Origin of the sequence: Chryseobacterium vaccae (assembly GCF_009602705.1) — a bacterium.
GTDB classification, from domain to species: Bacteria; Bacteroidota; Bacteroidia; order Flavobacteriales; family Weeksellaceae; genus Chryseobacterium; species Chryseobacterium vaccae.
Genome location: NZ_VSWH01000001.1, coordinates 4,774,376 through 4,801,136, shown reverse-complemented (window position 1 = coordinate 4,801,136; position 26,761 = coordinate 4,774,376). Strand labels below are relative to the sequence as shown.

Below are 26,761 nucleotides of genomic sequence, written 5' to 3'. Positions count from 1 at the left end.
TCAGTGCTGTTTTTATTTTTTAAACCATTAGGGTTCTGTTAAGAGTATGTGATAAATTCCTAAATTTGATTTTTTGTATTACATTCAAATCGTTGTTTAATTCACATTCTTTGTATTTTTCCTAAAGCAAAGATCATTTTTGAAACTGCTGATTTTAAGAGTTAAGATGAATTAAAGAAAAAATCATTTTTTTTATAAGCTAAAGATCTTAACGTGAAACCCGGCTTAATTCTAAAAACCTTAAAGAAATTTAAGGGTTAAAAATAAAATTCTTCAATTTAAACAAAATCTTATTTCTTTATAAATTTCAGGCGGGTTGTATGATCTTTGTCTTTTAATTGCAGGAAATAGACTCCTTTTGTAAGCCGGCTGATTGTAATTGTATTTCCTGAGACTTTCCCTTCAGCTGCTTTTTGTCCTGTTGCCGTATAAATTTCATATGATGCATTATCTGAAGACAATCCATCGATATTCAGAATGTCTGAAGCCGGGTTAGGATACATATTCAATTCATTTGACTTTACGTTTTCATTGACAGACAGTGAAGTATTGGTTAAATTTACTCCGTAATCTTCCACCTCTCCGTAAGTGAATGTTCCGCAAGCGTTTGAAGGCTGTGTCAGGCTGACCATCACTCTCATTGTTACTCCACATTGTGTAATTGCAGCCAAAGAAGGAACCGCAAATGAAGAAACGGCAGGAGTTGAAGAGTTAGCAGACTGTGTCATCACTTTTTCAGAGGCTTCAAAAACTCCATTGGCATTAAAATCTATCCAGGCTGTTACATTTACTGTACTTTGCGGAGCTGTCCAACCCAAGGCTACTGCAAGGGTATTGACAGGGCTTCCAACAGACAGCTGTACTCTTCTTGACGAATCATATCGGTAATCAGTATATTGGGAAGGTCCGGAAGAACTGTTCATCTGGGGCACTCCTCCGTAAGGAATGACTGTAACATTAGAGATATGCATAATACTTGAATCTGTAGATCCTGTGGAACAGTAATTAAGCCCTGTATAAAAAAATACAGAAGCTGAAAAAGGGGTATTTCCATCAGCAACCTGAACTTCGTAGGCCGTACAGGGGGTAAGAGAGGTAATCTGATAAGCAGCAGCTCCGGAAGTGACTACCGCCATTACCCATACAGAGTTACCTACAGGTCTGAATCTCACGTTATAACTGGTCGCGCCAGGTACCGGATCCCAGGTGACATCTGCTGAGGTTGCTCCGATATTAGATACCATAACATTAACAGGTGTTTTGAAGCTGTTTACGAAAATATCTTTTCCGGTAATTTTTGCGGCCTGAAGCAGCATTGTTCCTGTAGAAAGCAGGAGCATAAAAAGTAGTTTTTTTCTCATAGTCAATGGTTATTGAATTTTCACCTTAAAATTACACTAAAAAATCAAATATTTTTACATTTTTTAAAGCATGGGTCCTATATTATGGTTATATACAGACACTTTTCTTTGTATTTTTGAAATATGGATAAAAACATCAGGGTTCTCTGGATCTTTTATTACAAACTTCTGTTTCCGGCGGTATTATTTTCTCTGCTGGTTTGTTTTTTAAGTGGATTCAGCATTGGAAATTTCGGACTATGTTTTCTATTGATTCTTCCCCTGCTTCATTTTTTCATCTATGAAATAAGGTTAAAAGGTGAATATTTCTTTTATGCGAACTTTGGATTTTCAAGAATATTCCTCTGGGTCTTCACTTTATCATTAAGTTTAATTGTAAAAATGCTCTCAGGATTATGGTAAACAGGCTTCATGCAGACAGTATAACCCAATCTTTCGGTACCAAAAAAATTCTTCAGGATGTTTTTCTAAGCTGTGAAACCGGGAAAATCTCAGGAATTATCGGCCCGGCGGGCGGAGGAAAGTCTACGCTGCTCCAGATCATGTTCGGAACAATAAAAGGTGATACCCAGTTTATTAAATATAATGACACCATTCTCAAAACCCTGTCTGACCGGAAAAGCAGAATTGCTTACCTGCCTCAGCGTACTTTTTTCCTTCCGAAAAATATCAGGATAAAAAACTTAATTTCACTGTTCTGTAATGAAGAAAATAGGGAAAAACTTTATCATCTTAATATGATGAAACCCTTTTTAGAGGAGACAACCAGGGATCTTTCCGGGGGAGAAAAAAGAATCGTAGAAACACTACTTATCCTCTATTCTGAAGCTGATTTTATTTTGCTGGATGAACCTTTCAGCGGGATTTCTCCTAAATTCTGTGATGAAATGGAAAGAATCATCAAAAGGCAGTCAGCCTATAAAGGCATTATTATTTCTGATCACAATTATGAACCTCTATTCAGGATGGCTGATGATATTTACTTTCTCGCCCAAACCTATTTGAGAAAAATCAAAGATTTTGAAGAACTGAAACAATTTAATTATCTTCCGAAAAGTTTTTAATTTATATATTTGAGGGTCAAAAAAATTTCATCATGATTTCTGTAAACAAGGCATTGTATCTCTCCGCTTTCAGTATTTTTTCTTTAGCATTTGTTAAAGGGCAGAATAAAGTTCCTTTCGGTGTTGTAAAAGCTGAGGAAGGTTATGCCAATGTACGTGTACACAAAGAGGATTACAGAAAGATTGTAGATAAGATCCGTATGCGTAAAGGGGACGTGTTTGTTTATGTAAAACCGGCTCCGGGAGAAACGGAATGGATCTGGATTAAATATCCTGAAAAACAAGATGATGATAAACCTTTTGTAAGGTATGAAACCCTTGACAAAGAAGGAATGGTAAACAAAGGACGTATTTCTTTTGTTGATCAGCTTCCTGCTTTTACCCCTACCAAATCTAAAAACGGGAAATCTTTAATTTTCACAGACAACAGCAATCCTAAGATCCCTACCTCTCAAAGAACCAAAGTGGTGATTGATGTATATCCTTCCAACGCAAGCTATCGTAAGCAGGAAAAAGATGCTGACGGAAAAATTCTTACCATTGATAAAGTAAAGCCGTGGGGTATCAAAAATGAAATTCCAGAAGGAATGACTGAAATCAAATCAATCAGAGTACAGCAGCCGGGAAGAGGTTCTGTTTTTGTTCGTGAAGCGATTAAAAATATGTTCCAACCTACCATGGATTTCAACAATATTGGTGTAACCGCTCTTGATAACGACCATATCTATCTCTACATGATTAACGGATCCGGTGAAAACAGGTATACTACCCTCTGGACGATCAAGGAAGGAAGGGTAATGAGCCAGATCATTTATAATAATCCGGAATAATTGCTGTTTTTCTCTGTATTATCCTTATTTTTGCAACTGAAAAAGTTTTGTACTTATTCATCATAGAAACTGGTTCTGCTTTACGCAGATTAAAAGGGAACCGTGTGGAAATCACGGACTGTCGCGCAACTGTAAGTAACTGAATTTTTTATCAAAAGATCCACTGTGCAGGGCACGGGAAGGAGATAAAAGATGTTACAAGTCAGGAGACCTGCCTTTTCTTTAAACAAAAAACTTTCGCGATTTGAAGTTTATTGATCCGATGAATTGTTTCAGGAATTCCTATGATTCCTGTTATTGTTCTGTTGTTTTAATTTATTTCATCTCGCTTTAATTAATAATGAAATATGACTACAGAAGAAAGAATTGAAGCATCCGAAACCAGGATTTTTAAAGCGGTTTTCCCCAACACTACGAATCATTATGATACTCTTTTCGGAGGTACGGCCATGCAGCTGATGGATGAGGTAGCTTTTATTACGGCAACCCGTTTTGCCCGTAAAAGAGTGGTCACGGTAAGCAGCGACAAAATTGATTTTAAAAAGCCTATTCCTGCCGGTACGATTGTAGAACTGATCGGAAAAGTATCTTACGTCGGAAAGACCAGTATGAAGGTGAATGTAGAAATCTACACGGAACAGATGTATTCTTACGAAAGAGAAAGAGCAATTGTTGGTGATTTCACTTTTGTAGCGATCGATGAATTCAAGAAACCGATCCGTATTCTATAAAAGCATTCCATTGCCATAATTATTCAAGATAGGTATAGGACTCTTTGATGAGTTCTTCGGGGTACCCGTACATTTTCAAAATTCTTATGGCATTTGGTTTTTGATTGACTCCCTGGTTCAGCTGATAAGTAAACCTCAGTTTATCTTCCTGTATTTCTTCCGAAAAATAGTACAAGGCATAATTATTTTTTTCCAGGAAATGGGCTATTTCCAGATCATGGGTGGTAATGCAGATTAAGTTTCGCTCAGAGTTCATGGCTTTTAAAACAGCTTTACTTATGGCTATTCTTTCTTTGGTTCCCGTACCTTTAAAAATTTCATCAATCAGGATCAGATTAAAACCTTCTTTTTCATTAAAGAAATCTTTGATTCTTAATACTTCTTCCAGATAATAACTTTTGTTTTCATTAATGTCGTCTTTAATTGAAATTGAGGTTAAGATCTTCATGAAAGGAGCTTCATAAGCATCTGCAAAGCAAAATCCGAATAGCTGAGCCATCAGTGCATTAACAGCCAGGCTTCTCATAAAGGTTGTTTTACCGGACATATTTGATCCCGTAAGAACAATACCGGAATCTGAAATATGCAGATCATTTTTCACACAGTCATCAATCAGAGGATGATAAATTTTCTCTGCCTTTATTTCTTTCTTTTCACTGAAAACCGGTCTGCAAACCGTATATTGATGCTTAATTTCAGAGAGGGTTACAGCAGTATCGATTTTACCGATATATTCATAAATTTTCAGCAGATTGTCTTTGGAAGCATTCAGAATATTTACGTTCCTGCTGAATCCGAAAATCTCAAGATTGCAGGTGATCCTGGCAATTTCCAGTAATAACCAGAAAACGATCAGAAACTCATTTTTCGCCAATTGTTGTGCTGCATTTGCCGACCATATGACCCGCACTAATCTTTTGAGATCAATGGTCTTATATTCTTCCGCCAGAGCCTTTGTTTTGCTTATATTTTTCGCTACTATAATGGCAGTATATAATCTGGAAATAATCGCATTGTAATATTCCACATAGCTTTTATTGGCATAATGAAAATAAGCATTGACTAAAAACAAGGGAACAATAAATCCGAGAACAGGCTTCACAAAAATACCGCAGACCAGGATAATACAGAGTAAGGTGAGTGAAAGTTTTGCGTAATTAAGGTATTTCTGATTAATAAAAATTCTGTTTTCAATCAGATCAATGATTTCATAATCATGAAATTTATTCAGTTTTTCGAGTTCTTTCTCAATAATATCCGTTTTATTTTCACTGCAGTAGTCCATGTAATGGTCAAAGAAAGGATCTTTATTTTGAGGGATGATCCTCAGTTTGGAGTAAAAATACTGCCTCCCTATTTTGGATTTTGTCTGATCCAGTTTAAAAAAGAGGAAATCAAGATTTAAATCTTCAGCCGTTTCATCCGGAATATTCTGAAATACTCTATTATCATGGCTTTTAAACAGATAATATTTCCTTATAGAACTTAAATCAAAATCCATTTTTATTTTAATTAGACTTTAAAATAGTTGAATCGTTACAAGGGATTTCTTAAGTAGAAGAGATTATAAATTTTGAGGAAAAAGTTTCGGGCGGCCTCCGGCCGCCCGAAACTCTCTATTAAAATACAAAAAAACAACTGTCGTTATTTTTTGACTATTTTTTTAGTTGTGCTCAATCCGTCTTTAAAATTGATTCTCAGAAAGTAAATTCCGGAAGACAGGTTACTCACATCTATTTTATTGTCCATTAATCCTGAGTTGTTCATTCTTCTTCCGTTTAGATCTAATATATCCACAGAATTCACAGAACGTTTGCTTGTGATTGTAACAAAATCAGAAGCAGGATTAGGAGAAACTTCTGCATCTCCGATTGTTTTTACTTCTGCTACTCCTAAATTCTGACCAATCAGCGTAAGAATAGGCTTGTACTTTTTAGACTGTGCCTGGGTTGTGGAGGTAGAAGACGGTCCTGTATAGTTCATCGGAGGGTTGGCAGGATCAGGATTGTCATCATCATTCCTGTTGATGAGTGTCATATCCTCGGTATAATCGGCAGTCTGGTAGAAGGGATAATTTGATCCGTCATCTCCTGGCAGATTCTCATCCACCGTAATCACAAGATTATCTGTACCATTGTAGGAAAATGGGGTATCTAAAATAAGTGTAATTTCATTTCCATTGATGGAAACACTTCCGCTTGTAAGTGATTTTTGCTGCTGTGCTATAGGAATCCATCCTGCTCCGGTGGTGCTTACGGTATTCTGGAATCCATTCAAAGCGGTGTGACCGATCCAGACCTCTATTTCTCCTGTATTATTCAATGCAGACGGAGCCGTTTTTGTATAGAATTTTAATTGCTGAATCATCATCGGACCTCCGATCTCACTGGCTAGATAAAGCTGCTGAGACAAACTGTATCCATAATAAATCGATATAGGAGCTGATAAGCCTACGTTGGAATCAACTCTCGTTCCTGAACCTATTGTTACCTGCGAATAAGAAAGACTTGCAACCAACAAACTAATAAATAGTAATTTTTTCTTCATAATAATCCTTTTTATAAATATTTTACCTAAATGTACGAATATTAAACATATACGGAATTAAAAAAATCAAATAATTCACCAAATCAACAATAAAACTGAGATTGATTTGTATTATACATTAAATTCTCTTACCCAATAAAAAAAGCACTGCTCAATTCTGAACAGTGCTATCATTTTTTATAGAAAAACAGGGTTATTTTAGAACCTTTTCTGTTTCCAGACTTCTGCTTAACAGGAGTTCAAAAGCCTCACCCATTTCATCTGAGGCTCTGGTAATAGCTGTTTCCAGCATGTTTCTGATTTGCTTTTCTGTCACACCAGCTTCTGTCCAGCTTTTTCCTGAGGTATGAGAATTCAGAATAAAAGGCATAATCCGGTCTATAGAGCAGGCAAATATGGCATCCGGAGTTTTTTCTTCTTCAAATTCAAGCCACAGGTTAAAAAACTCTGTACGCAATGGCTCATCCAGAATACCAAAAATCTTCTGTGCTGAAATTTTTTCTCTTTCAAATTTCCCTACCATGGCCTGTTCGTCAAAAAGGAAAGTGTCTCCGGCTTCAATTTCCACCAGATCATGAATAGAAAGCATTCTGATCACTCTCAACAGATCTATACCGGTACGGTTTTTCGCATAGGGATACAGGATCTGCGCCAGAATAATAATCTGCCATGAGTGTTCAGCTGTATTTTCTCTTCTGGAATCGTCTGCGTTATAATTTCTTCTCTGTACATTTTTCAGGGCATCTACTGCCAGGATAAAATCAATCTCCTTCTGTATTTTCATCTTACTTTATAATTATCATTTTATTCGGTAGTTTTTTTCACTATCCATTTATTGTTCACTTTCTTTTTTACGGTAATTTTTACGACTTCATGAGTGTGGTCCTCGATCTTTTCATAGACCAATACAATTCCTTTTCTGGGAACTACTTCATATTCGTAAGTATAATAAACAGGACCGGATCTGGCAAAGGTGCTCAACCTTTTGTTCTTTTCATCCACTCCAAACATTCCCTGGTATCCGCTTGCCAATTCTGTAAGTTCTGCACTGGGTACGAACTGCATTTTTGTTGAGTTAAAAACATAAACATCATACGAAGGGCTTCCGTAATTTCCTCCGCTGCCATTTCTCACCGCTACATCTTCTGTTCCGTCAAAATTGAAATCACCAAAATATAAAGGTTCATCACGCAGCATTTCATGGGTAATCGTCATGATACCTTTGAAAGGTTTAAAGTTCTCCTTAAAATAAAATCTAAGGTCTGGTGACTGAAACGACTGTTTTTTATTTCCGTTTTTATCAAATAAGATCACAGTCCCTTTCCCTCTGCATCCATCATCCACGCATTCTTCTACCATAATTTCGGCATTGTATTTTGGGGAGGCATCCTTGATTTCAAAGTGATGCTGTCCGAAACATAAAGGCCCCAGCAGCGCTAAAGGAGACAATAAACGGTAAATAAAATAAATATTTGTCATTTGGATAAAGGTATTTACACTAAAAAAGCATCAAACAAAAATACAAATCATTAGCCTATTTTGACATTTCTGGATCGTATTTTAACCTAATTTAATTTTAACAAAATTATCGATTAAAAATTATTAAACTGATTATCAATTACTTAAAATATTTATTTAAAAAATTTCACTACTTTGTATTGCATAATACCATTTTAATTACATATCTTTGTAATGTAAAATCAGAATAGAATCATCTAGCTAGGCTTTTATTCTGAAACTATATAACTAATTAACAAAACTTATTAAAGATGAATACCGAAAATACCAAAGCGCAGATGCGAAAAGGAATTCTGGAATTCTGTATTTTAAGTCTCATCAATCACCGCGAAATGTATGTTTCCGACCTTATAGATGAGCTAAAAAAAGGAAAACTGGATGTAGTGGAAGGAACCCTCTACCCTCTCCTTACAAGACTTAAAAATGGTGAGTTCTTATCCTACAGATGGGAAGAATCTACAGGAGGACCGCCAAGAAAATATTATCAGATCACCGAAAAAGGAAAGCTTTTCCTGGATGAACTTCAGAATACATGGAATGAGTTGACCACTTCAGTAAACCATATCACTCAAAAAAATTAAAAAACAAAGCTATGAACAAGACACTCTCAATAGGACTCGCAGGTTTTTCTTTTACCATAGAAGAACACGCATATATAAAGCTAAGCGATTACCTGAATGCACTGAGAAGCTCACTGGATGCTTCAGAAGCGGATGAGGTAATGCATGACATAGAAATCAGAATGGTGGAAATTTTCAGAGATTCTCTTGGAAAACGTGAAGTGATCAACGATACCGATGTAGAAAAGGTAATCGCACAGATCGGGAGCCCAGAAAAAATTGAAGAGCAGGAAGAAGCTTACTATTCTGAAAAGAGCACCAAAAAAACCTATCAGTCAGGAACTGAATATACTGATAAAAAGCAGTTATTCCGTGATCCTGAAAGACAAAAGATTGCAGGAGTTTGCGCAGGTCTTGCCCACTATGTAGGAATGGACATTACGGCAATGAGAGCTATCTGGTTAGGAATCTTTGTACTGGGGATCTTTACAGCAGCCATCTCTTCTTCTCTGATCGGACTTCTTTATGTTATTCTTTGGATTGTACTTCCAAAAGCTGAAACAGCAGCAGATTTCCTGAAAATGAAGGGAAAGCCTATGAACTTCGACAATCTTAAGAATGAGTCTAATAAATTGGTACAGTTTGCCAATGAATCTACTCAGAGGGTCGGAGAAATGTACAACGAGACCAAACCTTACATCAACAATGCCGGGAGCGGAATCTGGAATGTACTGAAATATATCGTAGGAGGTATCTTCGTTCTGATGGCGGTAAGCAGCATCATAGGAATCTTCGTAGTCTTCGGACTTTTCGGAACAGGTGCAGATTTCCCTGGAGCCAATAAAATGGAGTTTTACATGGGTGAAAACGGACTTGATAAAATCCTGGTTGCGATCATGGTATTAGGAAGTTTAATCCCGGCCATCATCTTCAGCTTATTAAGCATCAAGATATTTTCTCCAAAAACAAAACTGAGAAATATAGGATGGGTATTGGGAGGTATATTCCTTTTACTTCTGGGACTGGGATCCTATTTCGGAGTAAGCATGGCTAAGAAAAACCTGATCTATAAAGGAAGCAAGGAAGACACTGAAAATATCGCGATCAATACAACATCAGATACTTTATATGTAGATGTAAAACAGGTAAGCATCCCTCAAAGCTTCAAAGCCTATGATGATGATATTTATTCTGACAAGAGAACGGTATATGAAGAAGACTATATCTATGTAGAAGTAACAAGAAAACCGGATATTAAAACACCATACCTGATCATCAAAAAAGAAGGAAGCGGCTATAACGTTCCTGTTCAGGTGACGGTACCTGTAGAAGTAGTGGATAACAAAATAATCCTTCCAAACTACATCAAGTATCCTTACGAGCACAGATTCAGAAATTACAGAGTAAATTATGAATTGGTAATTCCTCAGAATGCAGTAGTGATTCCGGTGAAAAATGACAGAATTGATTTCGATGGAGATCTGAACGGAGACGGTATTAATGATGATGATCAGGACAAAGATGAGCACGGAAAAATCAGAATCGAAAAGAATAAGATCTCTGTGAACGGCTCTACCATTGAATACAATTCCGATGATAAAGACAGCGTCATCATCAACGGAAAAAAAGTTCCAAGCTCTCAGGCTGACCAGGTAATCGATTCTATGAAGTCCAGCATCAAAAAAATGAATAAAGATGTAGACATCAAGATCAAAGACGGAAAAAATGAAATTTCCATACAAACTAAATAATTAACTTCAGAGAGTGCAGAAGGTGTGAAGGAAGAGCAACCGTTTGAAATTCACACTCTTCTTCTCTCAGAAAGAGAAAAAAAGATAAATATTTAGTTCGCTATGTTAAAAAAAAGTTATAAATTCGTGTAGTTAAAATAATTAACCAAATCAATTAAAAAAATACCCTAACCATGGTACAAGTAGCACTAGAAATTGTAATAAAAATCGTAGATTTCATCAGCGGTTTGTTTTAAGAGCGATAATATTTCAATATATTTGTAAAGTATAACCACTTTGGTTATACTTTTTTGTTTTTAATCCAACGATTTATGAAAAAACTGATAGGTAAATTAATGCTTAAGATCCTGGGCTGGAAAGTTGTCCTTCAGGGCGATGTCAACAGTCTGAACAGATGTATTCTGGTAGTGGCTCCCCACACCCATAATATGGAATATCTGCTGGGAAATCTTGCCTATTGGTCTTTAGAAAAACCGTTGAAAATCATCATTAAAGACGCTCACACCAAAGCATGGTACGGAAGTGTCGTAAAAGGATTGGGCGGAATCGGGATCGACAGAAGTCAGAAAAATGACCTCGTCAATTTCGTTGCCAAACAATTTGAAAAAGAAGATTTCAGTCTTGTCATTACCCCTGAAGGCACCCGAAGCTGGGTTCCGAAATGGAGAAAAGGATTCTACCACATGGCGTTAGCTGCTAAAGTTCCTATTGTTTTGGCTGCCGGCGACTTTAAAAGAAATATTGTCTATTTGGGGTACACCATTCCTTACGAAAGAATAGCCTCTGTTCCTTTTGCAGAGATTATGCAGGAGATTCAGGATTATTACGTTAAAAATGACATTGTACCGAAAATACAGGCCAACTGGAATCCTGATATTATGGGAAGCGGGCAGGAAGAAACTAAAAGTTAGAAGTTAACAAATATTGACATGTATACTAAAGATAAAACGAAAGAAGAGATATTAGCATTTCTAAACAGCTGGGGCGGAGAAGTTACTTTAGCCAAAAATGTGGAAATAAAATTCATTGATATTGATCTGGAAAATGAAACCCTTACAGCCACGATGCCTGTTCAGCCAAAAGTTCATCAGCCATTTGGAATTTTGCATGGAGGCGCAAGCTGTGTTCTGGCAGAAACAATGGGGTCAAGCCTGTCTAATCTTTTCATTGACGGTGAAAAATATTATGGTGTAGGTACCAATATCAATTCCAATCATTTAAGAAGTAAAAAAGACGGAATGGTAACAGCTGTAGCCAGATTCATCAGAAAAGGAAAAACCATGCATGTCTCTGAAATTGAGATCCGTGATGAAAAAGGAACACTCATCAATCATACCACGATGACCAACAATATTATCAACAGATAAATTTCAACTCCTATAAAAAATAAAAGACTCAAAATATTGGGTCTTTTTTTATATACTTGCTGCAACCTTTTTAATTTTCTGCATCTTATAAGAAAAAAGAACTATGAAAACATTATTTATTCCTTTCTTATTCGTGTTAAGCCTGTTCGTATCCTGCAGCGATGCTAAAGATGATCAGGAACTGTCAGAAAAAACAGTTTCATATGATGTATACGTGGCCGGAAGAGAAAACAATACTGCCTGCTACTGGAAAAACGGGCAGAAAACCAACCTCGCAGATGGCACCAACATCACTCCGTCAAAAATCATCGTGGAAAATAACCATGTGTACGTTTTTGAAAATAATGTCTTCTGGAAAGATAATATAAAGACAGATATCAGGCAGTATCTTGCGGTTCCAGCTGCACTTGTATTAAGAATCCGTGAATTTTATGTGAAAGACGGAGATGTTTATTTACTGGGGTATGTAGAAGATCCCAACCCTGTCAATCCCTCACAAAGATACCAGCTCTGCTATTGGAAAAACGGAGCCAAAACAATTGTTTCCTACGATCCGGGAGAAATGGTTTATAATAACTCCAATTATTCAATGACCATTTTTCAGTCTGTGGTATATGTTTCGGGACATCAGAAAATCAACGGAACCGTTAATTTCGGTTATTTCAAAAATGGAACATTCTATCCCGTTGCCACCGGATACCAGACTAATGCAATATCATCCAACACTTCCAGCATTTACCTTTCCGGAAACAATTTTTACAAAAACTTACTTACGGGAACAGAAACTCATCTCACTCCGGTACCCGACGCATTCAATGCTTCATCCAATAAAATACTAATAGATAACAATGATGTATATCGGATGGCCTTAAAAAAATATTATAAAAACGCTAATGAAGTATCTGTAAACTGGTCTACATTCCATGGCATAGCAGATATGAAAGCCCTGAATGAAAACATTTATATGATCAGATGGCTGGATGGTTCAAATTTGACTTATAAAGTATATATCAATGATGTGGAGACCCAAAGTATAGCGAGTGGCGGCAGTTTTAGCTCCATCTTTGTTGTGCAGAATTAAATATTTCCATTATGTATAACAGCAGTGACTGGCAAAAAATCTACAGCACATATTCCCCAAAACTTTTGGGGATTTGCCGTAGGTATATACAGGATCTTTCTACCGCAGAAGATATCCTTCAGGACAGCTTTATCGCTGCAATGCAGAAAAAACATCAGCTTAAAGATGAGAAAGCAATCTTTGCCTGGTTAAAGAAAATTATTGTTAATAATGCCTTACAATACCTCCGGAAAAACAGCAAAGAAACTTTCATTGCTGAAGAGCTTTCAGAAATTCCCGAAATATCTTTTGCCATGAACAACACTATTGAAGAAAAATCTCATATTCTTGCTTATGATTTTACGCGTGAAGAGCTTCTGGCTTCTATTGACAGTCTTTCTTCTCATCATAAATCAGTTTTTAATTTATACTGTATTGAAAATTATTCCCATTCAGAAATTTCACACATGCTGGGAATTCCTGTTAATACTTCAAAATCTCACCTTTTAAGAGCCAAAAAATCAATACAAAATTATCTTCTCAATACTATCCTAAAACCCGGCACTCCCAAAAGCAAAAAAAAGCTCACCCAGCTGCTTATTTTCCTTGGTTTTGGCGGATTGCTCTGGGCACAGACTTTCAGAAATAGTTTTACCGGCTTTTCGGTATCACCTTCTCAACCGTTTACCGTTCCTGATAATATAAATATTCAAAATCTCAGTTTTACTTCCCATTCAAACAATCAATGGAAAATAAAAATCATTGCTGCTTCTGCTGTACTTATGGTCTTAAGTTATATTCTGTTTTTCCGTCCTCAGAAAAATAATTTCTCCAACAGTAGTATTGTTACTGAAAACAATACAGAATCTATAACAGACAAAAAAGAGATTAAAGCAGTAAGTCTGAATAAATCCGTTACAGGATTTTCTGGTCAGGAATATTCAGAAAACGGAGAACAGACGAAGTCTAATCAAATATTAGAAAAAAAAGAAATGCCTGTTGAAAAAGCCAATACAATCAAATCAAAAGAACCCAGATTGAGTACAAAAGATTCTGCACAGGAAAAGGTCATTGTTGTAAAAAAAATCATTCAGAGAGATACTATATATGTTGAAAGATAAATTAAGTTTCTGTATTCCTCTGCAAAAAATAGCAGTCCTGCTCATTTTTTTCATCCTATATCCGTTGAATGCCCAACGGAAAAAGAAAGATACGGTATATGTATATGAGAAAGTCATTGTACGTGATACGATTTATTTAGAAAAAGCTTTAAAAATACAGCCCAAAGGACTTTCTTTGAATCTGCCGGAAATTACAATGCCCCAGCCAGAGGAATTCTTTTCTTTCAAAGATGAGGTAAAAGGAATTACCTTCTCTTTCTCCAAAAGAACAGAATTTGGAATTGAAGCAGGCACAGGGATAAAAAGAAGCTCCTGGGCCATAGATTCTTCCGGAAAGAAAACGCAATCCGGATTCAATGCCGGAATATGGGCTTCAAAACCAATATATAAAAGATTTTCATTACTCCTTTCTGCCCATCTGTATTACTGGAATTCTACTTTTAATCTCGATGGTACTAAAGAAGATACCTGGCTGAGCGGCTATTATTTTACAAAAGACCATCAGCCTCTGCTTTTTCAAAGATTCAACAATAAACATCTTGAATATGCTGCCCAGCTTAAAATCCTTTATGAATGGAAAAACATCCGCCCGTTCATCGGATTTCTGGCCAACCGGAACAGCTATAAAATGCAGTTTCTGGTTCCTGAAAACAATGTGCTTAATAAACCCGATGATTTTAAGAGTAATCAGATCAATTTTGGATATACACTAGGACTGCAATACCGGATCATGAAAAAATTTCTTGTTTCTTTGGAATACCAAGAATATAAGATGAGGAATATTTCGTTAAAAAACAGCTCGTTTAATTTTGACATTTTTAAGACTAATAATACCTTTGCTGAAAGGAAAATCAACCTCGGAATTTCCTATTCTGTTTCCGGGTGGTGATTTCTAAAAACTTTCTACAGCTCATGATTTATTTCAAATTTCCTTTCGACGAAAAATTATATTCAACCGACCCTCAGCAAGACACAGAATCCATAAGTTTTTATTCTTTTGACAGGTTGAGGCAGATTGATTTTAAAGGAAACATCATTGAGGCTTCAGAAGAGTTTTCACAAGCCGTAATTACCAGTGATGACCTGTTGAAAGATGAAAGTCATTTTCATGCAGAGATAAAAGATGAATATCTGCAGACTTTGCACAGTGTCATTGAAGTTATTAAAGAAGAGCAGCTTCCCAAACTCGTTTATTCCAGAAGGAAGATCTTCAGAAATTTTAGCAGAATTGATCTTAAAAAGAGTTTTAACAACTTATGTACTTCTTATCCGAATGCATTCCGGTATATTTTTAATGACGGAGAACATGCATGGATGGGAGCTTTCTCCGAAGTCCTTGGAAAATTTAATAAAACAACCTGTGAATTTGAGACCATGAGCCTTGCCGGAACGCTTCCTGTATCTGAAGCGTGGTCAGAAAAAGAAATTGAAGAGCAGAAACCTGTTACCTCATACATCCGGAATGTCCTTGAAAATTATGCTAAAAATATTGAGATCTCAGATACCTATGATCATATTTCGGGAAACATTAAGCATCTTCGTACAGATTTTAAGGCCCTAATAAAACCGGAGGAACTTGATTTTATTATTACAGAACTCCATCCTACTCCTGCAGTCTGTGGAATTCCAAAAGAGGTATGCAAAAGAAATATTCAGAAGTTTGAAAAATTTCCACGCGAACTGTATGCCGGATTTATAAGAATTGAAACGGAAGAAAGTATTATGTACTTCGTGAATCTGCGATGTGCAAGGCTTTATCAGGATTCTGTACATGTATTTGTAGGCGGCGGAATTACCGCACAAAGCAACCCGGAAAAAGAATGGAAAGAGACAGAACTGAAATCTGAAGCTATTCTCAAAAACCTAGTAACTATTTAACCTGAGTTCGGATTAAGGGGATTAAGTATAAAAGGTTGGAAGATGGAAGAAGGAGGCTGGCTGGAAGTCACTTTTGGTTATAAATACTGAAAACCTCTGTAAAATCAAATTAGCTAAAAAAGATGGCAATCTATTATTGATGCCCTTCAGAACCTCCCTCTTCCATCCCCAGCTTCCAAGCTCTATAAATCAAAAATTCTTATCCTGAACTGAGGTTAATTATCAGGTCGCTCCTACGGAGCTTACCTTAGATCATATATTAAATTCTATGAACAGAGTATTCCTAAGGAGTACTTAAAAGACTCAAATAACATCATATTTTTCACAAAAAAATATAAATTGATCATCAATTATAACACTGCTGAGTCCAACAAAGATGAATAATATTGGTGTGTTTTTAAGACAAACAAGGCCGCTTCGTTTATTTTCGAAATACAAGGTCTTATTCTAAACTTACTTCATTGAAAAAAGAGTTTACATCTGATCTGTTATCTCCGAAATTTCTCGTCCTGATCAAAAAAAAACTCTCCCATAAGGAAGAGGCTGTATATCAGATATAAATCTTAATTATTTTTTTACTCCGATTCTGCTCCAGGTATCCAATACAAATAAGAGGATAAGACCAATCACAGCGGATGCAATTGAAAATACGAATTTCAGGTTATCTTCAGATAAAATGTCAGTCTGCCAGTCGATAGCATAAACATTGATGGCAATGAAAACGATAAATATTACTAAAAATACTTTATAAAACTTCTGCATGATTCTTAAAAATTAATATAATTCTGCACTAATTGGGCAAAGTTTGCGGTGAATAATTTTATTGAAATAGCCAAAAGGATGATTCCGAAAACTTTCTGAAGAATAGACAATGTTGCCTCTCCCATTTTGTTCTCCAGCCACTTTGCTGATTTCAGCACCAAATATACGAAAATTGTATTGAGAACGATTCCTAAAATGATATTAATATCATGAAATTCAGCTCTGAGGGATAAAGTTGTCGTTAGTGTTCCTGCCCCTGCTACCAATGGAAACGCGATAGGAACGATGGAAGCGGCTTTGGCCTCTGTCGTTTTATTGATTTCAATTCCCAGAATCATTTCCAGTGCAATGATAAAAATCACAAAAGCACCTGCTATGGCAAACGAGTTTACATCTACTCCGATAAGCTTAAGGATCTTATTTCCAACAAACAGAAAGACAATCATAATTGCTCCGGCTGTAATAGCGGCCTTTCCTGCTTCAATCTGACCGAACTTCTGCTGAAGGCTTACCACGATAGGAACAGAGCCGATAATGTCAATCACGGCAAAAAGAACCATAAAGCAGGTAAAGATTTCTTTAATAGAAAAATCATTAAATATTTCCATCTTTTTGTAATTAAAAATTTCGCAAAAATATGAAAAAAAATTGATTATTTGTTAATTTTAGAATACAAATTAACAACTGCTTTTAAAAGATCCTCCATTCCTTCTGATGATTTCAATGGAGAATATTTCTCCATCTCAATTCTTTGCATCAGATTTCTATATTCCTCTGCAACAGATAAACCTTTTTCATTCTCTAAAAATGCCATGAAGTCTTTAGAATCAACCTGTGGATACTGATTTCTTACTTCTATATCCATTTCTTCAAGGGTATCAAAGAATTTCGGATATTCTCCGTTATCTTTAAGATTTTCCAGATAGCTGAAATAATCATTGATGTCTGTTTTCAGCATTTCTTTGATCTCTTTTTCTGTTTCTGCCACAGAACCAAGAGGTTTTGAAGATACTGTTTCTCTAACTAACGCGCGTTTTTTTTGCCAAGTCTTAAACAAAAGATAGACAATAAATAATCCTACAAGAATCGCGATATTAGTTAAAAGAATATTCCAGTGAAATTTATGCTTTTCCTTAACTTTAAGGGTTGTAGTTTTTAATACAGGAGTATTCACTGTTTCCAGAAGGGTATTGGTATATTCATTTACTTTTTCAACGGTAGTACGTGATTCCAATATCTGCTCATGGGAAAAAGCGTTAAGTGCCAGAGATTTTTGCCCCATCTCTATGTATTCACGGCTCTCAGGATCAAAGAAGGCAAAGAGTTCTGTTTTTACAGAAATTGCTCCCGGTTTTTTAGGAATTAGTACATAATTTGCCAAAATCTCACCTTTCATTCCTGTAGACCCGGGAACCACTTTAGACGTGATTTTAGGAGTAAAGAATTCATAATCCGGAGACGTTATTATTTTAGGCAGATCCATATCCGGAAGATTTCCTTCTCCCGAAACTTTCACCACAACGTTTACAGGTTTATCAACTTCAATTTTATCTTTCGAAGTATTGTAAACACTTACCTTAAAGTTTCCTACTGCATTTTTAAAACCTTCAGGTGAACCCTCAGGAAGCTTCTTTACATTCAATTTTACTTTATTGGAAACAATTTTATTCTTTTTTGCATAGGAATTCACCGAAGCTGATACCGATGGAACTTCCACATAACCGGCTTCATTGGGGAATATCATAAATACGGCCAGAACCTGGGAAGCCATATTCCCGGAGCCGGACGGGTCAATTTCTGATTTCCCAAAGCTTACAGGATGTACATTGATATTATCCTGTTGAGGAAGGCGGATATTCTTCACCTTCCTGAAGTTATCCATATTTTTGGAATACACCCTCAGAACAGCCAAGGTAGGCTGATCCTGGTAGACCTCCCGGTCTTCAATCTCCATATTCAGATACACATCACCGGAAGTATTGGTAGCCAGAGATCTTTTATCAACAATATCCTTGATATTGATGTCAAAAGGTTCTGTTTTATAGATTTTATTATTGAGGGTTACCAATACAGAACCAATCTTGATTTTACCTTTTTTCTTCGGTTCAAGGGCGATTCTGGATATTTTCTGGGTAATAACGGTATTGGTAGCGGGATCAACCAGGGTATTGGTTACCGATCCGCTTCCGATCATCGTAAATTTTGAAAGGTCAGGAAGCTGAAAACGGGTCTGATGATCAATATCGCTTCCATTGATCTCGAGAATAATAGTAAGATTTACGATATCTTTTCCGCTGTACTCACTTTTATCTGTTTCCAAAGATAAGTTTACCTGTCCGTAAGAAATTACGGAAACAAGAATGAATAATATGTAGATCAGTCTATGCTGCATCACCAGTCTTTCTCATTGCTCTGAGGCATGGAATAAGAATCTTTATTTAGTATTCTTCGGGCGGTTTCTTTTTCCTTTTCGTTTACTTTATCTAATATGGCATTTTCCAGATCTTTTGGTATTTTGCCTTCTTCATTAGGCTTCTTTTTTTGGGCATCTCCCTGATCGCTTTTCCCTTCATTTTGTTGTCCGCTTCCCTGATCCTGTTTTTGATCTTTCTGATCCCCTTTCTGATCGTTGCTTTTACTAGGTTCGTTTCCGCCGCCTTTTCCGGAATTGCTCTTTTTATTTTTTTCCTGCTGCTGTTTTTCTTTCTCTTTCAGCTTGGCAATTTCATAATTCTTTCTTGTTGCTTCATTATAAGGATCCTGCTTCAGAGACTGTTTATAATAATCTGCCGCTTTTTCCGGTTGGTTCATCTGCATATAAGTGTTCCCAAGATTATGAAGAGCTGCTGCTGCATCAGGAAGAGTTTGAGAAAGTTTCTGAGCTTTTTCAAATTCTTCTTTGGCTTCTTCATATTTTTTACTCTTATACAATGCGTTCCCCAAATTGTAATGAGCTGTAAAATCTTTTTCATCCGACTTTACCGCTTCCATGTATTTGGAAGAGGCTCCGTCATAGTCTTTACCATTGAATTTCTGGTTTCCTTCATATACTAAAGTCTTGTATCTATCCTGCCCGGACAGAACACCTGGGAACATGAAAGCAATAATTAACGATAAAAATAAGATTTTAGTATTCATCCTCTGCAAAATTATTTCTTTATATGTTAATAAACAGGTCTCTATTTGTTAAAATTGGGTTAAAGTGCTTATTTAAAATCTTGATAAACAAGCCGAAGAAATCTATACATTCAGATCCTTTTTCGGATTTAATATATAAATTAAAAAGAAAAAGAAAATAGATACGGCAAGAAAATATTGATAATAATGAACAGCATTCTGTGACTGAACCATGGTTTCTGAAAATGAAGCCTTTTTGCTTAATGCATCAATGATCCTGTCAGGTGCTTCATTCACATTATTTCCGTCAATGTATTCTCCTCCTGTAGATCCAGCCATTTTTTTAAGGGCCTCAGTCTGTCTTTTGGAGATCACCGTTGCACCATCCATATCTGTTTTATATCCCATCAGCTGTCCATAAACATATTCAGGAACCGGAGCTCCTTCATCTGTACCTATTCCAACCGAGGTTATGCTGATCCCTTCTTTATTCGCCAGCCTGATGGCTGCATTATCGTTTCCTTCATTATCTTCCCCATCACTCATCAGAACTACTTTTCTGGAACCTTTGCTTACATTTCCAAACTTTTCTGCGGCGGCTTTCATTCCTTTCAGAAAATCAGTTCCCTGGGCTTTCATCGAATTGGTTTCTATCGCGGTAATATAAGTTTCCGCAGAACCGTAATCTGTTGTCAGCGGCATAATAGAGACTGCTTCTCCTGCAAAGATCACGATCCCTATCCTATCACTCTTCATTTTTTTCATGGTGTTGATCATCAGGTTTTTGGCTTCATCCAGACGGCTGGGATCAATATCTTCTGCATTCATAGAGTTGGAAACATCCAGCATAAAGATCACATTATTAAGCTTCTGATTGGATTTTATTTCTTCCGATCCTTTCAGCAGATCAATAATAGAGAATATCAGAAAAAGGGTTCCCAACAGATATAATGCCGGAAAAAACTTTGTAAATCCAGATTTTTTTTCAAATAAACTGTCATGAAACTTAGCGTCTGCAAAAACCTCTTTTCTCTTGTTTTTCCATTTCAGAAAACGGATCAAAAAGGAAGCTAACAGCGGCAGCAGCAACAGCAGTAATAAATACCAGTAATTTCCTAAAGACCAACTCATCAGCTCAAAAATTTATATATACCCCATCTCAACAGCGCATCAAAGAACAACATTCCCAACGCTATCCAAAGGAAAATTTTAAAATACTCATCATAATTGTAAAGTTTAGAGACCTTAATATCGGATTTTTCTAATTGATTGATCTCATTATATACTTCTTCCAGACTGCTGTTCGAGGTAGCCCTGAAGTATTTCCCACCGGTAGTCTGCGCTACTTCCTGTAATGTATTTTCGTCAATTGTCACTTCTGTTTCAGTAAAGACCAGATCTCCGAAAATATCCTGTGAAGTAGGCATTAGCGCATAACCGTTTGTTCCGATTCCGATGGCATATACCTTAATATGATTATTCTTGGCGAGTTCCGCTGCTACCTGTGGAGGAATTGCATTCTGGATATTGCTTACCCCGTCCGTCATCAGGATCACGATCTTACTTTTCGCTTTGCTTTTAGTAAGGTGACTGACTGCTACAGAAAGGCCTTCCCCAATAGCTGTTCCCGGTTCAAGACCGGTAGAGTTAAGGTTTTTGATTTCGTCAATAACCACCTGATGATCTGAAGTTACAGGTACTTTAGTAAATGCTTCTGCAGCATACGCTACTACTCCGATCCTGTCATTAGGCCGTTTTCTAACAAACTTTACTGCAATATCTTTCAATGCTGTTATACGATCCGGGTTAAGGTCTTTAGCCAGCATACTCAGGGAAACGTCTATGGACAGCATAATATCTACGCCTTTGGTATCATCGCGGTCCTGGGAAACCGTAAAAGTTCTAGGTCGTGCCATCGCAATGATCAGCGCAGTAAGAATAATATACTTCGACAGTTTAAGAAGAAAAAGTACAGCATGAATTCCCCCGCTGCCTTCCATATTCCGGACTGTAGGAACTTTTATCCCTTTTTTCTTCCGTGTCCTGGCATCTTTAATAAAAAGAGGAATGAACAGCAGAAAAAGGAGCAGAAACCACGGACTATAAAACTCAAAATTAAACATCCTTTCTCAAGTTTTCAAATTCCAGATCTTTTGAAGATCTCCTCACAAAGTCACTGATATCACTGAAATCTTTTTCCATCGTTACCTGATCAGGAAAGGTTTTGGCAAATTTCACAAGATCTCCTCTTAAAAATACCTCTTCCACTATTTTTTCATTTTCCTGAGAAATGGTGTTATTCTTCTTCATCACATCAATAAGATCGTCTGTAAGAAGAACTTCCGCCGGTAAGTGATATTGCTTTGTAATAAATGCCCTGGATATATCTATTAATTCAACATAGAACGAACGGAAATCTCCGCCTTCAATATATTTTTTCTTCTTTAAAGAATCCAGTTCTTTCAAAGTCTGATTGGTAGCCACAACAGGAGAGCTTTTGGCTTTTCTTCCCCATTTGATGATCATAACAACAGCAATAATCAGTGCAATAACTGCTAAAGCGGCCAGAATGTAAAATTTGTAGAGTTCCCAGTAATCTTTAGGATCAAGCTTTACTTCTTTGTTCTTCATGATATCATTGATCTGATCTGCTTTCTGAGCCGTGTTGATCACATCAATCTCATAAGGAATGGTCTTTAAAACCTGACCATCCACACTGAACTCCAATTCGGGAATTTTAAATTTTCCTTCTTCATAAACAGAAAATTCGATCCTCCTTTCGTAGGAATTTTGATTCTGTCCGATACTGTCTTTTATTTCTTCAAAATGAAAAGGAAGAAGTTCATTTTTTGCTGCGGAACTTACCTGTTTCCCGTTCAGATTATCGATTTTAACTATAAAACGGTTTATTTCTCCCAGAGCAATCGTCTTCTTTTCAAGATTAGACGAAAGTATCTGCGAAAAAGCGGTTCCACAGATCAAAAGGGACAGTATAAATAATATTTTTTTCAATTCTATATAATAATCATTTCGGCCGGAGCCTTATTTTATATTCCTTTAAGATAGGATCTTTCCATCAATATTGTTTATTTCCTCTGAAAATAATTGTACAATAGTTTAGAATAATCCGATCCTGTATTGATATTCATGAAACTTGCCGAACTGTTTGCAAAATCGTCTTCCAATGCTTTCACCTTCTGTTTTTGGGCCTCAGCAAAGGTATACCTCCATCTTGCGCTGGACGTATTTGCCCAGACTTTATTTCCGGTTTCAGCATCATACAAAAGTGCATATCCAATATCCGGAATTTCATTATCCTTTTCATCGTAAACCCTCATTCCCAGCAGCTGATGTTTTTTGGAAGCTACTCTAAGCATTTTGGAATCGTATTCATCTTCAAAATCGGACAAAAGGAAAACCAGAGATTTTCTCTTGAAGATTCCCATCATATATTCCAGTGCTTTATCAATCTGGGACACTGCCGGCACATAATCAGCCGTAAGAATAGTGCTGATAATGGAAAGAATATGTTTTCTCCCCTTCTGCGGAGGAATCACTTTGTATACTTTGTCTGCAAATAAGATCAGCCCAACTTTATCATTATTTCCTGCAGCAGAAAACCCAAGGCTTGCGGCTATTTCTGCCACATACTCTCTTTTCAGCTGAACTTTGGTCCCGTAATCCATAGAAGCGGAAATATCTACCAGAATCATCATGGTGAGTTCTCTCTCCTCTTCCATCACCTTCACAAACGGCTCACGGAAACGTGCGGTCTTGTTCCAGTCGATTCTTCGGATTTCATCTCCAAACTGATAAGGACGTACTTCAGAAAAAGTCATTCCCTGACCTTTAAAAGCACTGTGATACTGCCCCATAAGTGAAGCCTCCGTCTTTTTTCTGGTACGGATTTCAATCTGCTTTACTTTTTTTACAATATCTTTTATTTCCATAAGTCCTCTACTGTCAAATATTTATCTTAACTTTTAAATTCAATGGAAACATTCAGCCACTCATTATCAAATTTCGGACTGTATTTTTTATAAAAATTAATGGCCGGTTCATTCCAGTTCAGTACTTGAAAAACCATTCCGCTGTATTGTCCGGATTTTCCAAATTCCAATGTTGCATCAAACAGCATTTTTCCGATCTGCTTTCCTCTCATTCTTTCGGTTACTACAAGATCTTCAAGATACAGCCTTCTGCCCTTCCACGTTGAAAAACGATCATAATAGAGGGAAATTCCTACGATCTCACCCGCTGTTTCTGCTACGAAAGCTCCCCAAACAGGAGATTCTCCGAAACCATCATTAATGAATTCGTCCAGCGTTAAAGTCACTTCATGAAGTGCTTTCTCATATTCCGCAAGTTCTCTGATGAGTTCCAGCATCGGGGCACAGTCTTCCTGAACGGCTTTTCTGATAATTACTTCACTCATTAGGGCGCCTGAATTTTTGCCAATATTCTGTTAACAATCTCTTCAGACGAAATTTCTTCCGCTTCTGCCTCGAAGGTAAGACCTATTCTGTGTCTCAATACGTCCTGTGCGAGCGCCTTTACATCTTCAGGAATTACGAAGGCTCTTCCTTTTAAGAATGCATAGGTTCTGGATGCAATAGCCAGGTTGATTGATGCTCTTGGTGAAGCACCGAAACCAATATAGTTCTTCAATTCAGAAAGTCCGTATTTTTCCGGATAACGTGTGGCAAACACCATATCCAGAATATATTTTTCGATCTTTTCATCTAGATAGATCTGATTGATCAGTTCTTTGGCATCTATAATATCCTGAAGAGAGATCACAGGTTTCACCACAGGCTGATGTGAGGTAGAAACCATTCTCATAACAGTTCGTTCATGTTCGAAATCAGGATAATCAATCTTACATTTCAGCATAAAACGGTCACTTTGCGCTTCCGGCAGCAGATAAGTTCCTTCCTGATCGATAGGGTTTTGTGTTGCCAGTACTAAAAACGGCTTGGGCAGCTTCATGGTTTCATCACCAATGGTTACCTGCTTTTCCTGCATGACTTCCAGCAGTGCCGACTGTACTTTTGCCGGAGCACGGTTGATCTCATCCGCCAGCACAAAATTGGCAAAAACAGGACCTTTTTTTATGGAAAAATCATTGTCTTTGATATTATAGATCATGGTTCCCACTACATCTGCAGGCAGCAGATCCGGGGTAAACTGTATTCTTGAAAAATCACCATGAACAGCTTCTGCCAGGGTTTTAATCGCTAAAGTTTTTGCCAGTCCCGGCACTCCTTCCAAAAGAACATGCCCGTTCCCCAAAAGACCTACCAGAAGGCGGTCTATCATATATTCCTGTCCAATGATCACTTTATTGATTTCCTGTCTCAGAAGAGAAAATAAGTAGTTTTTTTCCTTTACTTTTTCCGTCAGCTGGCGGATGTCTTCAGCTTGATATGTATCTGACATAGCTTGATTTAAAATAATTGGTAAATTTCTGATAAATACTTGCAGTAATCAACACAATCAATGCCATTTTTGAGTTAAAGTTTGTTAAATATTCCGGAAAGCCTGACAGAATGGTCCATGCAGGCAACGTGAGTTTCTTTGTAGGAATTTGCGGAATAACAAAACTTCTTTATAATAATTTATTTCCTAACCATTTAGAAACTTCCATCTAAAAGCATAAACAGGCAGTTGTGAGTAGACGGGAAACAAAATAACCAGCCTAAAAAGCCGGTTATCTGTTGTTAGAAATAAAAATCCAGAATCAGAAAATAGAATCAACCTCTGTCAATTACTATACACAGCACGTATCTGTTCTAAATTTTTGTCATGGTTATAGTAAATACATCTTCAGGAACATCTTCTGTTTCCTCATAAGATCCTATATTGATATAATATTCAACGCCTGCTGTTGTTGTAAGCGTAACTCCTTCTGCTGCCCCTGCTCCTCCACTATCCACTGTTCCCAGACATGTAAGACTACTGCAGCTGCCTCTGTAAAAGCCCATTTGAGGATCAAAAGTACTGCCGGAAGGCATTGTTATTCTGATCGTATATTTACTACCGTCGCCTATAAGCTTAAACCATACACCATCATTCATCGCATCAGCACATATCTGTACAAAGGCTCCGTTATTGGTAGCTGATACCGCATCAGTCTGGGTATAGCTATAAGGGAACGCAGACGGCACTAAGGCACCGGAACAGGCATCATTCACCGGCACCGGTGGAATTTTAAACACAACATCTGAACAACCGGAAGATTCAAGGCCTGCAGAAACAGTTGTCACTCTTAAATAATAATCAACATTCTGCTGTAATGCTACAGATGGAGTAAAGTTCGTAGCCGTTACAACCTGCTGATTAACAATATTAGTACCTCCAGGAGTTGTTCCTAAGGAAACTTTATAAGAATCTGCTCCTGCAACAGGCATCCATTTGAAATTGGGAGACATCGGAACGGATTGAGAATTATTTACTGGGAACGTAATAAAAGGACACGGCGGGGTAGTTTTCGGAGTAAGGCCTGAAATAGTGATTGATGATTTGTAATCTGCTGTTATCCCTCCAGGCGGAGAAGCAGGATCTACAACTACCTGGTCTCCTTTATAATAAATAGTGGAAGACGGGAGGTAAGAATAGACACGAAAAACTTCATCAAAGTTATTGATATCAATATTCGGAGAATTTTCTTTTGCAGCAATGACTAAATTATCAGTATTATTATAAGGAAACGGTGTTGTAAAAACAACGTCCACTTTTCCGTTATTATTGGTTACTGTTCCCGTAAACACCTGGGTAAGCTGTGCAGCCGGAATCCAATCCGTTCCTGAAGCAAAAGTAGTTTTTGATGTATGCCCAAGGTAAACAGTCCAATTGGAAGAATCGGTGATAGTTGCCGAAGGATCCAGATAAAAGGACAAGCCTGTAATGTTTCCTGCAGCATTGGCATTGAGTTCCTGTTTAAGAAAAATCTGCTGAACATAAGAATAGGAAAAAAAACTGCTTATCGGTGCAGTACCTACATTTGTACTTCCAATATTTAGATTGATCTGAGCCTTCAACACGGAAACAACCAACAATAATGACAAAAGTAAAATTCTTTTCATAATTAATAA

27 protein-coding genes and 1 riboswitch are annotated in these 26,761 nt (G+C 37.0%); of the genes, 11 read left to right on the top strand and 16 right to left on the bottom strand.

Going from position 1 to position 26,761, the window contains the following annotated elements; all coding sequences use genetic code 11:
• Positions 1-290 precede the first annotated feature (290 nt).
• Positions 291-1,361 (bottom strand): GEVED domain-containing protein, encoded by a 1,071-nt coding sequence (locus tag FW768_RS22030; protein ID WP_153399265.1) that lies wholly within the window; start codon positions 1,359-1,361, stop codon positions 291-293.
• A 395-nt stretch (positions 1,362-1,756) separates the two neighbouring features.
• Between FW768_RS22030 and FW768_RS22025 the strand changes: the two genes are divergently transcribed.
• From FW768_RS22025 to FW768_RS22015, 3 genes are all read left to right on the top strand, one after another.
• Complete coding sequence (locus tag FW768_RS22025; RefSeq protein ID WP_153399263.1) at positions 1,757-2,425, top strand: ATP-binding cassette domain-containing protein; 669 nt, start codon at positions 1,757-1,759, stop codon at positions 2,423-2,425.
• A 32-nt stretch (positions 2,426-2,457) separates the two neighbouring features.
• Positions 2,458-3,255, top strand: a complete 798-nt coding sequence (locus FW768_RS22020) for a hypothetical protein (RefSeq protein ID WP_231128773.1) — start codon at positions 2,458-2,460, stop codon at positions 3,253-3,255.
• Positions 3,256-3,307: 52 nt separating this feature from the next.
• Positions 3,308-3,488: riboswitch (cobalamin riboswitch) on the top strand.
• A 114-nt stretch (positions 3,489-3,602) separates the two neighbouring features.
• Positions 3,603-3,986 (top strand): acyl-CoA thioesterase, encoded by a 384-nt coding sequence (locus FW768_RS22015; RefSeq protein ID WP_153399259.1) that lies wholly within the window; start codon positions 3,603-3,605, stop codon positions 3,984-3,986.
• A gap of 19 nt (positions 3,987-4,005) precedes the next feature.
• Here the strand turns inward: FW768_RS22015 and FW768_RS22010 are convergent, their stop codons facing one another.
• From FW768_RS22010 to FW768_RS21995, 4 genes are all read right to left on the bottom strand, one after another.
• On the bottom strand, positions 4,006-5,487 hold the full coding sequence (locus tag FW768_RS22010) for a MutS-related protein (protein WP_153399257.1): 1,482 nt from the start codon (positions 5,485-5,487) through the stop codon (positions 4,006-4,008).
• A 143-nt stretch (positions 5,488-5,630) separates the two neighbouring features.
• Complete coding sequence (locus tag FW768_RS22005; protein ID WP_153399255.1) at positions 5,631-6,533, bottom strand: T9SS type A sorting domain-containing protein; 903 nt, start codon at positions 6,531-6,533, stop codon at positions 5,631-5,633.
• Between the two features lie 193 nt (positions 6,534-6,726).
• Entirely contained in the window at positions 6,727-7,317 is a 591-nt protein-coding gene (locus FW768_RS22000) for an HD domain-containing protein (RefSeq protein WP_153399253.1), read from the bottom strand.
• Between the two features lie 20 nt (positions 7,318-7,337).
• Complete coding sequence (locus FW768_RS21995) at positions 7,338-8,012, bottom strand: XAC2610-related protein (RefSeq protein WP_153399252.1); 675 nt, start codon at positions 8,010-8,012, stop codon at positions 7,338-7,340.
• Positions 8,013-8,302: 290 nt separating this feature from the next.
• On the opposite strand from FW768_RS21995, the gene FW768_RS21990 reads away from it, so the two are divergent.
• From FW768_RS21990 to FW768_RS21955, 8 genes are all read left to right on the top strand, one after another.
• Positions 8,303-8,632 (top strand): PadR family transcriptional regulator, encoded by a 330-nt coding sequence (locus tag FW768_RS21990; RefSeq protein WP_153399250.1) that lies wholly within the window; start codon positions 8,303-8,305, stop codon positions 8,630-8,632.
• An 11-nt stretch (positions 8,633-8,643) separates the two neighbouring features.
• Positions 8,644-10,362, top strand: coding sequence for a PspC domain-containing protein (locus FW768_RS21985; protein ID WP_153399248.1), 1,719 nt, complete (start codon positions 8,644-8,646; stop codon positions 10,360-10,362).
• A gap of 311 nt (positions 10,363-10,673) precedes the next feature.
• Positions 10,674-11,273 carry a 1-acyl-sn-glycerol-3-phosphate acyltransferase gene (locus tag FW768_RS21980; protein ID WP_153399247.1) on the top strand — a complete coding sequence of 200 codons (600 nt, stop codon included), beginning with the start codon at positions 10,674-10,676 and terminating at the stop codon, positions 11,271-11,273.
• An 18-nt stretch (positions 11,274-11,291) separates the two neighbouring features.
• Entirely contained in the window at positions 11,292-11,729 is a 438-nt protein-coding gene (locus FW768_RS21975; protein WP_153399245.1) for a PaaI family thioesterase, read from the top strand.
• A 103-nt stretch (positions 11,730-11,832) separates the two neighbouring features.
• On the top strand, positions 11,833-12,810 hold the full coding sequence (locus tag FW768_RS21970) for a hypothetical protein (protein WP_153399243.1): 978 nt from the start codon (positions 11,833-11,835) through the stop codon (positions 12,808-12,810).
• An 11-nt stretch (positions 12,811-12,821) separates the two neighbouring features.
• Positions 12,822-13,910, top strand: a complete 1,089-nt coding sequence (locus tag FW768_RS21965) for an RNA polymerase sigma factor (protein ID WP_153399241.1) — start codon at positions 12,822-12,824, stop codon at positions 13,908-13,910.
• Positions 13,897-14,799 carry an outer membrane beta-barrel protein gene (locus FW768_RS21960; protein ID WP_153399239.1) on the top strand — a complete coding sequence of 301 codons (903 nt, stop codon included), beginning with the start codon at positions 13,897-13,899 and terminating at the stop codon, positions 14,797-14,799. The genes FW768_RS21965 and FW768_RS21960 overlap by 14 nt, the downstream gene beginning before the upstream one ends.
• A gap of 23 nt (positions 14,800-14,822) precedes the next feature.
• Positions 14,823-15,788 (top strand): chorismate-binding protein, encoded by a 966-nt coding sequence (locus FW768_RS21955; RefSeq protein WP_153399237.1) that lies wholly within the window; start codon positions 14,823-14,825, stop codon positions 15,786-15,788.
• A 567-nt stretch (positions 15,789-16,355) separates the two neighbouring features.
• Here the strand turns inward: FW768_RS21955 and FW768_RS21950 are convergent.
• From FW768_RS21950 to FW768_RS21900, 11 genes are all read right to left on the bottom strand, one after another.
• On the bottom strand, positions 16,356-16,550 hold the full coding sequence (locus FW768_RS21950; protein ID WP_153399235.1) for a hypothetical protein: 195 nt from the start codon (positions 16,548-16,550) through the stop codon (positions 16,356-16,358).
• 5 nt (positions 16,551-16,555) lie between these two features.
• Complete coding sequence (locus FW768_RS21945; RefSeq protein ID WP_153399233.1) at positions 16,556-17,158, bottom strand: MarC family protein; 603 nt, start codon at positions 17,156-17,158, stop codon at positions 16,556-16,558.
• 44 nt (positions 17,159-17,202) lie between these two features.
• On the bottom strand, positions 17,203-18,942 hold the full coding sequence (locus FW768_RS21940) for a BatD family protein (protein ID WP_153399231.1): 1,740 nt from the start codon (positions 18,940-18,942) through the stop codon (positions 17,203-17,205).
• Positions 18,942-19,688, bottom strand: coding sequence for a tetratricopeptide repeat protein (locus FW768_RS21935; RefSeq protein WP_153399229.1), 747 nt, complete (start codon positions 19,686-19,688; stop codon positions 18,942-18,944). Before FW768_RS21935 ends, FW768_RS21940 begins: the two co-directional genes overlap by 1 nt.
• A 102-nt stretch (positions 19,689-19,790) precedes the next feature.
• Positions 19,791-20,798, bottom strand: a complete 1,008-nt coding sequence (locus FW768_RS21930; RefSeq protein WP_153399226.1) for a vWA domain-containing protein — start codon at positions 20,796-20,798, stop codon at positions 19,791-19,793.
• Positions 20,798-21,790: a VWA domain-containing protein gene (locus tag FW768_RS21925; protein WP_153399224.1), complete on the bottom strand. Its 993-nt coding sequence runs from the start codon at positions 21,788-21,790 to the stop codon at positions 20,798-20,800. Before FW768_RS21925 ends, FW768_RS21930 begins: the two co-directional genes overlap by 1 nt.
• Positions 21,783-22,679 carry a BatD family protein gene (locus FW768_RS21920; protein WP_153399222.1) on the bottom strand — a complete coding sequence of 299 codons (897 nt, stop codon included), beginning with the start codon at positions 22,677-22,679 and terminating at the stop codon, positions 21,783-21,785. The genes FW768_RS21925 and FW768_RS21920 overlap by 8 nt, the downstream gene beginning before the upstream one ends.
• 74 nt (positions 22,680-22,753) lie before the next feature.
• The gene (locus FW768_RS21915) at positions 22,754-23,617 is read right to left on the bottom strand and encodes a DUF58 domain-containing protein (protein WP_153399221.1); all 864 of its coding nucleotides are present in this window, start codon (positions 23,615-23,617) and stop codon (positions 22,754-22,756) included.
• Positions 23,618-23,643: 26 nt separating this feature from the next.
• A complete protein-coding gene (locus FW768_RS21910) occupies positions 23,644-24,102 on the bottom strand; it encodes a GNAT family N-acetyltransferase (protein WP_153399219.1) in 459 nt (152 codons plus the stop codon).
• Complete coding sequence (locus tag FW768_RS21905) at positions 24,102-25,106, bottom strand: AAA family ATPase (RefSeq protein ID WP_153399217.1); 1,005 nt, start codon at positions 25,104-25,106, stop codon at positions 24,102-24,104. Before FW768_RS21905 ends, FW768_RS21910 begins: the two co-directional genes overlap by 1 nt.
• A gap of 353 nt (positions 25,107-25,459) precedes the next feature.
• A complete protein-coding gene (locus tag FW768_RS21900; RefSeq protein ID WP_153399215.1) occupies positions 25,460-26,752 on the bottom strand; it encodes a hypothetical protein in 1,293 nt (430 codons plus the stop codon).
• Positions 26,753-26,761 lie beyond the last annotated feature (9 nt).

Bases quoted from the DNA above. Each gene is read 5' to 3' on its own strand.
- FW768_RS22015 (WP_153399259.1), top strand. From the start codon at position 3,603: ATGACTACAGAAGAAAGAATTGAAGCATCCGAAACCAGGATTTTTAAA.
- FW768_RS22005 (WP_153399255.1), bottom strand. From the start codon at position 6,533: ATGAAGAAAAAATTACTATTTATTAGTTTGTTGGTTGCAAGTCTTTCT.
- FW768_RS21940 (WP_153399231.1), bottom strand. From the start codon at position 18,942: ATGCAGCATAGACTGATCTACATATTATTCATTCTTGTTTCCGTAATT.
- FW768_RS22020 (WP_231128773.1), top strand. From the start codon at position 2,458: ATGATTTCTGTAAACAAGGCATTGTATCTCTCCGCTTTCAGTATTTTT.
- FW768_RS21905 (WP_153399217.1), bottom strand. From the start codon at position 25,106: ATGTCAGATACATATCAAGCTGAAGACATCCGCCAGCTGACGGAAAAA.
- FW768_RS21975 (WP_153399245.1), top strand. From the start codon at position 11,292: ATGTATACTAAAGATAAAACGAAAGAAGAGATATTAGCATTTCTAAAC.
- FW768_RS21915 (WP_153399221.1), bottom strand. From the start codon at position 23,617: ATGGAAATAAAAGATATTGTAAAAAAAGTAAAGCAGATTGAAATCCGT.
- FW768_RS21935 (WP_153399229.1), bottom strand. From the start codon at position 19,688: ATGAATACTAAAATCTTATTTTTATCGTTAATTATTGCTTTCATGTTC.
- FW768_RS21910 (WP_153399219.1), bottom strand. From the start codon at position 24,102: ATGAGTGAAGTAATTATCAGAAAAGCCGTTCAGGAAGACTGTGCCCCG.
- FW768_RS21960 (WP_153399239.1), top strand. From the start codon at position 13,897: ATGTTGAAAGATAAATTAAGTTTCTGTATTCCTCTGCAAAAAATAGCA.
- FW768_RS21990 (WP_153399250.1), top strand. From the start codon at position 8,303: ATGAATACCGAAAATACCAAAGCGCAGATGCGAAAAGGAATTCTGGAA.
- FW768_RS22030 (WP_153399265.1), bottom strand. From the start codon at position 1,361: ATGAGAAAAAAACTACTTTTTATGCTCCTGCTTTCTACAGGAACAATG.
- FW768_RS22010 (WP_153399257.1), bottom strand. From the start codon at position 5,487: ATGGATTTTGATTTAAGTTCTATAAGGAAATATTATCTGTTTAAAAGC.
- FW768_RS21950 (WP_153399235.1), bottom strand. From the start codon at position 16,550: ATGCAGAAGTTTTATAAAGTATTTTTAGTAATATTTATCGTTTTCATT.
- FW768_RS21900 (WP_153399215.1), bottom strand. From the start codon at position 26,752: ATGAAAAGAATTTTACTTTTGTCATTATTGTTGGTTGTTTCCGTGTTG.
- FW768_RS21945 (WP_153399233.1), bottom strand. From the start codon at position 17,158: ATGGAAATATTTAATGATTTTTCTATTAAAGAAATCTTTACCTGCTTT.
- FW768_RS21965 (WP_153399241.1), top strand. From the start codon at position 12,822: ATGTATAACAGCAGTGACTGGCAAAAAATCTACAGCACATATTCCCCA.
- FW768_RS21930 (WP_153399226.1), bottom strand. From the start codon at position 20,798: ATGAGTTGGTCTTTAGGAAATTACTGGTATTTATTACTGCTGTTGCTG.
- FW768_RS21995 (WP_153399252.1), bottom strand. From the start codon at position 8,012: ATGACAAATATTTATTTTATTTACCGTTTATTGTCTCCTTTAGCGCTG.
- FW768_RS21955 (WP_153399237.1), top strand. From the start codon at position 14,823: ATGATTTATTTCAAATTTCCTTTCGACGAAAAATTATATTCAACCGAC.
- FW768_RS21970 (WP_153399243.1), top strand. From the start codon at position 11,833: ATGAAAACATTATTTATTCCTTTCTTATTCGTGTTAAGCCTGTTCGTA.
- FW768_RS21925 (WP_153399224.1), bottom strand. From the start codon at position 21,790: ATGTTTAATTTTGAGTTTTATAGTCCGTGGTTTCTGCTCCTTTTTCTG.
- FW768_RS22000 (WP_153399253.1), bottom strand. From the start codon at position 7,317: ATGAAAATACAGAAGGAGATTGATTTTATCCTGGCAGTAGATGCCCTG.
- FW768_RS21980 (WP_153399247.1), top strand. From the start codon at position 10,674: ATGAAAAAACTGATAGGTAAATTAATGCTTAAGATCCTGGGCTGGAAA.
- FW768_RS21985 (WP_153399248.1), top strand. From the start codon at position 8,644: ATGAACAAGACACTCTCAATAGGACTCGCAGGTTTTTCTTTTACCATA.
- FW768_RS22025 (WP_153399263.1), top strand. From the start codon at position 1,757: ATGGTAAACAGGCTTCATGCAGACAGTATAACCCAATCTTTCGGTACC.